The 6,649-nt window shown below is 36.7% G+C and carries 4 protein-coding genes; all 4 read left to right on the plus strand.

Translation table 11 applies throughout. The features are described 5' to 3' along the window. Positions 1-262: 262 nt before the first annotated feature. Positions 263-3,475, plus strand: a complete 3,213-nt coding sequence (locus V7068_RS14575; RefSeq protein ID WP_499713385.1) for an SNF2 helicase associated domain-containing protein — start codon at positions 263-265, stop codon at positions 3,473-3,475. A 168-nt stretch (positions 3,476-3,643) separates the two neighbouring features. Continuing rightward, positions 3,644-4,018, plus strand: a complete 375-nt coding sequence (locus tag V7068_RS14580) for a hypothetical protein (protein ID WP_499713386.1) — start codon at positions 3,644-3,646, stop codon at positions 4,016-4,018. Between the two features lie 122 nt (positions 4,019-4,140). Beyond that, the gene (locus V7068_RS14585) at positions 4,141-5,406 is read left to right on the plus strand and encodes an MFS transporter (protein ID WP_499713387.1); all 1,266 of its coding nucleotides are present in this window, start codon (positions 4,141-4,143) and stop codon (positions 5,404-5,406) included. 619 nt (positions 5,407-6,025) lie between these two features. Further along, on the plus strand, positions 6,026-6,322 hold the full coding sequence (locus V7068_RS14590) for a hypothetical protein (RefSeq protein WP_499713388.1): 297 nt from the start codon (positions 6,026-6,028) through the stop codon (positions 6,320-6,322). The last annotated feature ends 327 nt before the right edge of the window (positions 6,323-6,649 follow it).

Genomic DNA, 6,649 nt, shown 5'->3' on the forward strand with positions numbered 1-6,649 from the left:
CCCTATTATCTTTATTTACAGCATCTTTTGAGAAATTGTTTATAAGAGATTGTGAAGGTTTGTACGTAAAATACCATGCAAAAATGTATTTTCTGTGGTGGGACATAGCTTTATGGTAGGCTAACAGGACAGGTTAGTTAAATGGCGAATGATTCGATTGAATAAAGAATACATGATAAAATGGGGACGAGTGAAGAAAAATAGTATAGACTTCTAAAATATAGATACCTTTCGACAAATAGAAAGGAAGGAGCGGGAGTACATGGATATAAAAGTAAATTACAAGATTATAAAAGAAATGTGCGGTACCGTCTCCTTCAAAAGAGGAGACTCTTTTTATCGAGCGAGTAAAGTAACATTTAACCAGTATAGCTCTGATTTCTGTGAAGCCACTGTTAATGGAACGGAAGACTTTCATGTCACAATCGAAAAAGACGGGATAGGGAACATTCAGACAAAATGCAGCTGTCCTTCGCTACCAAATTTTCAAAAGTGTTGCCAACACATTGCGGCAGTTTTATTAGCTATTTATGAACACCAACGTCAAGGAACGTTTCCTATCGATGTACAAGGCATGCAATCCAATCATGGAGAGCTGACAGAAGACTTCATAACGCTCTTCAATGACAGACCAACTCGAACAAGTGGACATCAGCTGCATTTTGAAAAAAGAAAAGTACTTGATGTCATGTTTACCTGTAAACCGCTCTCCATCGGGAACGGTCAGTACTTGTTTGGAATGGAAGTAGAGATTGGTCATATGAAGCTACAAAATATTCGAGGCTTTCTACAGAACGTAAAACATGGGGAACCTAGTACATTATCCTCTACATTTAGGTATGATCCAAGCCTTCATTGCTTTTCAAACGATTCAGATGCAGTTATTCATCAACTCATCCGGGTCATCCATGATGAAAAGGCCTTTTTGGAAGCATTACCGAATCTTTCTGACTGTACAGTTCGTAATCAAACATTACTTATTCCGCCATCCACTTGGATGGGGCTCGTTCCTTTACTTACAAAAACCCCGTCGGTAACGATTGAGTATAATGGTCATTCTTTTGAGAGCCTGCGAATTCTGGATGGCCCACCTCCTATACAGTTTACATTTGAAGAAATCGAAGGTGACGATTACCAATTGACGATTAAAGGATTTGACCGAATGGTCGTTTTGAATTCCTATAGTTCTGTGCTATGTGACGGAATAGTCTTTCAGTTAGAAGGAAAAGACTGTGAACGATTATCCAAACTAAAGCAAATGCTAGCATCTCCGGATACGAATCACATTCCGATTACACATGAACAAATGGATTTTTTTCTAAAAAAGATCGTACCAGGTCTGAAAAAAATTGGCGATGTTCAACTGTCTAAAGCGTTATCTCAGGGGATTATGAAAACACCGCTTGTTGCCAAGCTTTACTTGGATCGTCTGAAAAATCGACTGCTGGCAGGACTAGAATTTCAATATGAAAATGTTGTTATTCAACCATTGGAAAGCCGAGACATCACAACAGGACCAATGATTATAAGGGATCTGGAAAAGGAAGAGGAAATCCTTCAGCTTATGGAGGGGAGCGGGTTTTCCAAAACAGAGGGCGGTTATTATATGCAAAATGAAGCACTGGAATATGAATTTTTATATCATGTTGTTCCAAAGCTTCATCCGCTCGTCCAAATTTATGCGACAACAGCTGTTCGAAATCGCATCGTGAGAAAGAATGCTCATCCAAAAATTAGAGTGAAGGTTAAAAAAGAACGCACCAATTGGCTGGAATTCAAATTTGAGATGGACGGAATTGCTGACAAACAGATTCGGGAGATTTTAGCAGCACTAGAAGAAAAGCGAAAATATTACCGCCTTCCAAATGGATCACTTCTATCTCTTGAGACAAAGGAAATGAAAGAAATCCATCGTTTTCTGAATGAAGTTCCGGTTCAGGATGAAGACTTTGAAGCTAGTCTAAATATGCCTATTATTCAAAGTCTTAAACACCTTGATTTTATTGATGATAGTCAAGTCTTCACGGTAGAGGAATCGTTTAGTCAGTTTCTTGATCATATACTTAACCCAGGTAACTTGAATTTTGAGGTGCCACAAAGTTTAGATAACATATTAAGGGACTATCAAAAACACGGATATAAATGGATGAAAATACTTGCTAGCTATGGATTTGGCGGTGTTCTAGCCGATGATATGGGGCTTGGTAAAACGTTGCAAAGTATTACTTTTATTGTTTCTGAGCTTTCAAGCATTCGTAATAGGAGGCTCCCAGTTCTCATTGTTTGCCCGTCATCCTTAATGTATAACTGGCTACATGAAATGATGAAATTTGCTCCTAATCTTCAAGCAATCGTCATGGACGGGAATAAAGCGGATCGAAAAGAGCTACAAAAGGATATCAAAAATATAGATGTCATTATTACGTCCTACCCGTTACTACGTCAGGATATAAAATGGTATGAGAACCAAACGTTTCATACTGTTTTCTTTGATGAGGCACAGACATTTAAAAACCCATTAACCCAAACGGCTCGAGCTGTTAAAATGATACAGGCAAATAATCGTTTTGGCCTCACTGGAACACCGGTAGAAAATTCACTTGAAGAGCTTTGGTCGATTTATCATATTGTCTTTCCGCAGCTATTCCAAGGATTAAAGGAATATAGCCATCTTTCAAGGAAAACAATTGCTCGAAGAGTTCGTCCTTTTTTATTTCGTAGAATAAAAGAGGAGGTACTTGCCGAGTTACCTGAAAAAATTGAGTCGCTTGAAGTATCAGAGCTGCTGCCTGAACAAAAGAAGCTCTATGCAGCATATTTGGCGAAGCTGCGACACGATACATTGAAACACCTGGACAAGGATACTATTCGAAAAAACCGTATTAGAATTTTAGCGGGATTGACAAGATTGCGACAAATTTGTTGTCACCCTGCCTTGTTTGTAGAGGGCTATACGGGAAGCTCAGCAAAATACGAGCAGTTGCTACAAATACTAGAGGAATCAAGACTTTCGGGAAGAAGGGTGTTAATATTTTCCCAATTCACAAAAATGCTTAAGCTGATAGGTAGAGAGATAACAATGCGAGGTCAAACGTATTTCTATATTGATGGACAAACCCCTTCAGAGGAACGAGTGGAAATCTGCAATCGATTTAATGATGGCGAGCGGGATTTGTTTCTTATTTCTTTAAAAGCAGGAGGTACAGGACTGAACCTAACAGGTGCAGATACAGTCATCTTATATGATCTTTGGTGGAATCCTGCCGTCGAGGAGCAAGCGGCAGACCGTGCTCATCGAATGGGTCAGAAAAATGTTGTACAGGTTATCAAGCTTGTTGCCCATGGCACAATAGAAGAAAAAATGAATGAGCTCCAAGAAAAAAAGAGAGAGCTTATTGCAGACATTATCGATTCAGAAGAAAAAGCATCAGGCGTTTTAACCGAAGAGGATATTCGTGAAATTTTAATGATATAAAAAATATAAGAGAGGCACTACTTTCGTACGGAGTAGTGCTTTTTTTAACGTTTTAGGGCGGGTTATTAACTTACTTTTATTTTAAGGAACATTAGTTTATATAAATTAAGAAGAATATTTACATCTTTAAGCAAAATAATACAGAGACGAATGGAGGACGGTACTAACATGGAAAACGTATCAAATGTAGATAAATCGGAATCAATAAAATCCTTCCAATCGACAATCAGAAAACTTGAAAAAACCTTGGCTACGATGACTCAGAAAGGCGCAAATACTACCTTAGTAAAGAAACGACTCAAAGCTAGTTATATCGGCTTAGCTATGCTGGAAAACGTTTGGAATCAAAGATCCCATCATTACACCCTGGAAGATTTAGCAGAAGCCCGCAATGTTCTTACTGGTTTATTTCCATCAATTGAGAACAGTTATGCTAAGTTAAAGGCAGGTAGTCCTCAAAGAACGCTTTTAGAACGAAGAATTAAAGCGTTGGAGCTAGCTGTTCAAGCGATTGACGATCTTTTCAATGGAATAGCTAAATAGAGTAACCGAAAGGGGTTTCCAATCCTAATTCAAGCCATAAAAATTACTTATTAAAAAACTGGTTCCTACCGTTACAAAAAGCCATATATATAGAGTAAAAGCCTAACAGGAGTAAGATATCATTGGACAAACAAAATAACCAATTTAGATGGGTTGTATTTGCTTCTGTATTGTTTACTTATTTATTAATGTCGAGCCAACGTACTGCTCCGGGATTGATTATCGACCAAGTAATGTTGGATTTTAATGTAACAGCAACAACAATTGGGTTACTGACAAGTATCCAATTTTTTGTGTATACGGGTTTGCAGATTCCGATGGGGATTTTAACTGACCGTTATGGGCCCAATTTTTTTCTAATTATTGGTGCAATTCTTACAGGTTTAGGTACAATCCTCTATAGTCTTGGCACGAATGAATTTTTCTTATTTTTTTCCAGAATTTTAACCGGGACGGGGGATGCGACCATCTGGGTCAATATGGTGTTAATTTTGAGCCAATGGTTTAATGCAAAGGAATTTACACGATTAATTGGTATAGCAGCAATGACAGGAAGCCTTGGTTTCCTTTTGGCGACAGTTCCTTTCTCCTTATTAATTGACTTCCTTGGTTGGAGGGCAGCATTTTTTTTAACGGGACTTCTCCTATGCTTATGTGGCATTCTCCTTTATTTTGTACTTTTAAAAAAACCAAAACAATCAGTATTTATAAAAAATGAAATACAACGTGAAAAAACATTGGTGTTACTACGAAGAATATTTTCGAATCGGCAAGCATGGGCTTTATTCTTTTGTCACTTTGGAATTGTCGGAACGTATGTTGGATTTATCAGTTCGTGGGGAGTGCCCTATGGGATGAATGTGTATGGAATGACACGTTCAGATGCGAGTCAACTTATTATGATTGGTCTGATTGGGGCACTTATTGGTGCTCCTCTAGCTAGTTGGATTTCTAGTCAGTTAGAAACAATTAAATGGCCATATGTTGTTGTTCACATCATTCTTTTATCGACTTGGTCAATCTTTCTTTTATTTAATGGAAACCCGCCATTTTTCTTGTTAACTATGCTTTTCTTTATTATTGGCCTTGCATATGGGGCAAATGCCTTAACTTTTGCTGCCGTTCGTCAATCTTTTCCTATAATAGAATCTGGCATTGTCTCTGGGTTTGCGAATACGGGTGGATTTCTAAGTGCCGTATTGCTGCCAAGTATTTTTGGAAAAGTATTGGATCATTTTCAGGCTGTTTCGGGTAGTATAAGTGATGGATACTACTATGGTTTCATCACTCCAGTTATCTTCTCTATGATTGGCCTGATTGGAGTGCTTTTGATTAAGGAAAAGCGTCAGTTGCAGGAGGTAAAGTCAATATCTACTTATCTTAAATAGTGTCGCTAAAAGACTGTAATCTAGTTAATTTCTATTTGAAATCTTTATAGGTGCCATACTTCAAGAAGGAAGTATGGCTATTGTTATATTGAAAGAGCGGCGATTATTCTTGTGAAATTTTTGATGCAAAAAGAACGGTAACGATTAAGACAGGGACATTTAAAGATGTAGCGATTATACAATGTATAGGTCTGGGAGGGGGAGAAAAAGATTATTCTGTACAATATGAAACATATTTTGCAAAGAATGTTAGGATGACATTAAACTCGAATGAGTCCTCTTGGAGTTAGTTTATAGAAAAACTCGATATAAATTATTTGAATATAATGTTATACGGGTCATAACCCGTTATTTTTAGCATATTACCCGAATTTGTATATATTAATATAATTAATAAACAGGATAATACACCATATTCAATTCAGAATATCTCATTTGCTCAGAAGGATGAAAGAATTCTTCGTTTAATTGCAAAATATATGGAAGCAGACTATGTATTAGCATCAACAGGCCCGACAAGATCAACGCCAATTTTATTTATTAATTCTAAAGAAATAAAAAAGGATCTTGAGAAGTTTGGTATATTTCCCAATAAATCTTTAACAAAAGAGGATATGTCATGAATGTTACATCAGGTAGTCAATGTTTTGCTGAAGAACTTTTATTAGTATTTCAAGCTTGGGAATTACGTTCAGAAATTACACATCAAGTGACTAAAACAGGAAATCCTATTTATCGTGTCTGGATTAAAGGTAAACAAAATCTACCACGGTTAGCCGAAATTATTTACAAACATCAAATAGGAAATTATATAACTTATAAAAGAAGGAACATGTCTCAGCATTCAAAAGAACAAATGATGTTTTTAGAATATCTGTTAAATCATAAAGAATTCGAATTGATAAATAAATTATAAACTAATTTTGTGATGCGTACCATGAAGGTGTGCTTATTTTTTGATTTCGGGCTTACTGTAGCTTTACCCAATGCTGAGAAAATTTAGGGATTAATGTACAATCACTTTTTTTCACCTCTTATGCGATTCTCGTATACGATATGTGTAAAATAAAAAAAAGGGTGATTTAACATTAAACGTTATATTGTTCCAAATTGGCAAAATTCATGGGTGCCCTGTTTTCAACAAAAACAGCAAAAAGAATGTCGTGATTCACAAGATAGTAAACAAAGTGTGAATGTTAATGTGAATGTTAACTGCTGTGGTGACAAGAAAGATAGGGAAGAC

Origin of the sequence: Bacillus sp. JJ634 (assembly GCF_036962285.1) — a bacterium.
In the GTDB taxonomy this organism is placed as follows: domain Bacteria; phylum Bacillota; class Bacilli; order Bacillales; family DSM-1321; genus Peribacillus; species Peribacillus asahii_A.

Bases quoted from the DNA above. Each gene is read 5' to 3' on its own strand.
- V7068_RS14590 (WP_499713388.1), top strand. From the start codon at position 6,026: ATGAATGTTACATCAGGTAGTCAATGTTTTGCTGAAGAACTTTTATTA.
- V7068_RS14575 (WP_499713385.1), top strand. From the start codon at position 263: ATGGATATAAAAGTAAATTACAAGATTATAAAAGAAATGTGCGGTACC.
- V7068_RS14580 (WP_499713386.1), top strand. From the start codon at position 3,644: ATGGAAAACGTATCAAATGTAGATAAATCGGAATCAATAAAATCCTTC.